This is a genomic window from Acinetobacter sp. ABJ_C5_2 (assembly GCF_044538485.1).
GTDB classification, from domain to species: Bacteria; Pseudomonadota; Gammaproteobacteria; order Pseudomonadales; family Moraxellaceae; genus Acinetobacter; species Acinetobacter nosocomialis_A.
Window position 1 is genome coordinate 1 of the sequence record NZ_JBIUCS010000073.1, and the last position, 1712, is coordinate 1712.

At 28.1% G+C, this 1712-nt stretch carries 2 protein-coding genes; both read left to right on the plus strand.

What is annotated here, in order from left to right:
- Positions 1-535: 535 nt before the first annotated feature.
- Complete coding sequence (locus tag ACH8JV_RS19335; protein ID WP_002050629.1) at positions 536-1000, plus strand: MarR family winged helix-turn-helix transcriptional regulator; 465 nt, start codon at positions 536-538, stop codon at positions 998-1000.
- Positions 1001-1186: 186 nt separating this feature from the next.
- Positions 1187-1402 (plus strand): hypothetical protein, encoded by a 216-nt coding sequence (locus tag ACH8JV_RS19340; RefSeq protein WP_002050718.1) that lies wholly within the window; start codon positions 1187-1189, stop codon positions 1400-1402.
- Positions 1403-1712 lie beyond the last annotated feature (310 nt).

Consider the following 1712-nt stretch of genomic DNA (forward strand, 5'->3'; position numbering starts at 1 on the left):
CAATTAATCTAATATTCAAGTTAAACAAATAATAAAAAGTTAAAAAATCAAAACTCCTAAGAAAAGTGAAAATTTTTTATTTTTCAATTAACTAACTAAGATAAATTTTAATAGTTTAGATTAAAAGATGAATTATATTAAATGTATGGTAAATTTTAAGTACTTCAAACCAAATTAAACTATTGATTAAATTAAACATTTCTTTATTAAATGGATTGATTTTTTATAATTATGACTTTATAGACAAAAAATTTTTATAGAAATGTCACGTTCAAAACAACTTTTTTTTTCTAGGATTCTCATGCAAACAGGTATCGTTCATTTTACGAACAAGCGAGCAGCCAAGTTCAAATAAACGGTAAGAAATAAGTTTTATCAGATTAGCAAAATTTATAGTTTGTCCTTGTTAAATCAAACAATATAAATTTTGCTCATGACTTAAAGTCCTGATATAACTTGCTTAGTGAAACTATATTTTTCAACTATTAAAATTAGTTTCATAAAATGCGATCCACCAAGGTATGGGGAAAAGTCAATGACAAAGAAGTATGCGCGTTTTTTACCTACAACGGAATCTTTCACTCTTGAAGATTTTCCATATTATTGGATTACTCAGGTCCATGCTCAATATGTTCAAAATATTGATAATGCCCTTAAAAAATATGGCTTAGATAACTCACGTCGACGTATTATGCTAGCGCTAAGTAGTAAACCTCACGCTAGCGTGTCTGAGCTATCTGACATGATTATTTCAAAGATGTCGACTACAACTAAAATTGTTTATCGCTTAAAAGATGAGGGTTTAGTTGAAACATATTCTTGCCAAACTGATGGTCGTATTACACGCGTATATCTTACTGAACGTGGTACTGAAATGATTAATAAAATTAACGATCTAACCAGCGTAGTACTTGAGCAATCATTTGAAGGTATTACCCCTCTACAGTTAGAAAAAATGATGGAAAGCTTAAAAATGCTTTTAAAAAATCTATCTCGTTAATTTCTTTTAAACTTGCAAAATTTGTTTAGATTTCAAGCTCTCTTATGAGGGCTTTTTTTATATTTACTGAACAGGACTCAGAACCTAGATTTCACAAATTAGCCAATTAAACACTATGCTTGTTGACATGTTCTTTCAACTCCAGTAGAAACTCTCTTTTATTATCTACATTGTAATTTTAGGAAAATGGCTAAAAGAAAATATAAAAGTGATAAGTTTCAGGTGCGTCGTATTAATCGCCAATGGTGGGTACTTGAAAAGGACTTGGAAACGAACTGCTATGCTAAGCATGAACAAGTAGCGACAAAAACATTAGCGAATAATTATGCTGATGATTATATAGAGCAATACTATATGAATCTCTATATTCAAGAACAATTGAAAAAACCAGAAACTGTATAAAAAGCCTTTATGGCTTTTTTTATTTATAATTTAAAAAGTTAATAAATAATAAAATTATGGCATAAAAAAAACCTACATCTTGGGGAAAATGTAGGCTATAAAATGCACAAAAAGGAATGATATATCCTTTTTGACAAGAAGAATTCTACGCTACTGCAAGCTCTTATTTTATATTACTTTTGTAAAGTTAATGGTGGTTATTGTATTAATGCTTAATAATTGAAACTGATTTTTTATATAAATTTTTCTAACAAAAATATCTAAAGTCATTTTATTCCTTGCTCACTTAAATATTTTATTTGCTATGAAT

Excerpts from the sequence above, each read along its gene's own strand:
- ACH8JV_RS19335 (WP_002050629.1), top strand. The coding sequence starts at position 536 with ATGACAAAGAAGTATGCGCGTTTTTTACCTACAACGGAATCTTTCACT.
- ACH8JV_RS19340 (WP_002050718.1), top strand. The coding sequence starts at position 1,187 with ATGGCTAAAAGAAAATATAAAAGTGATAAGTTTCAGGTGCGTCGTATT.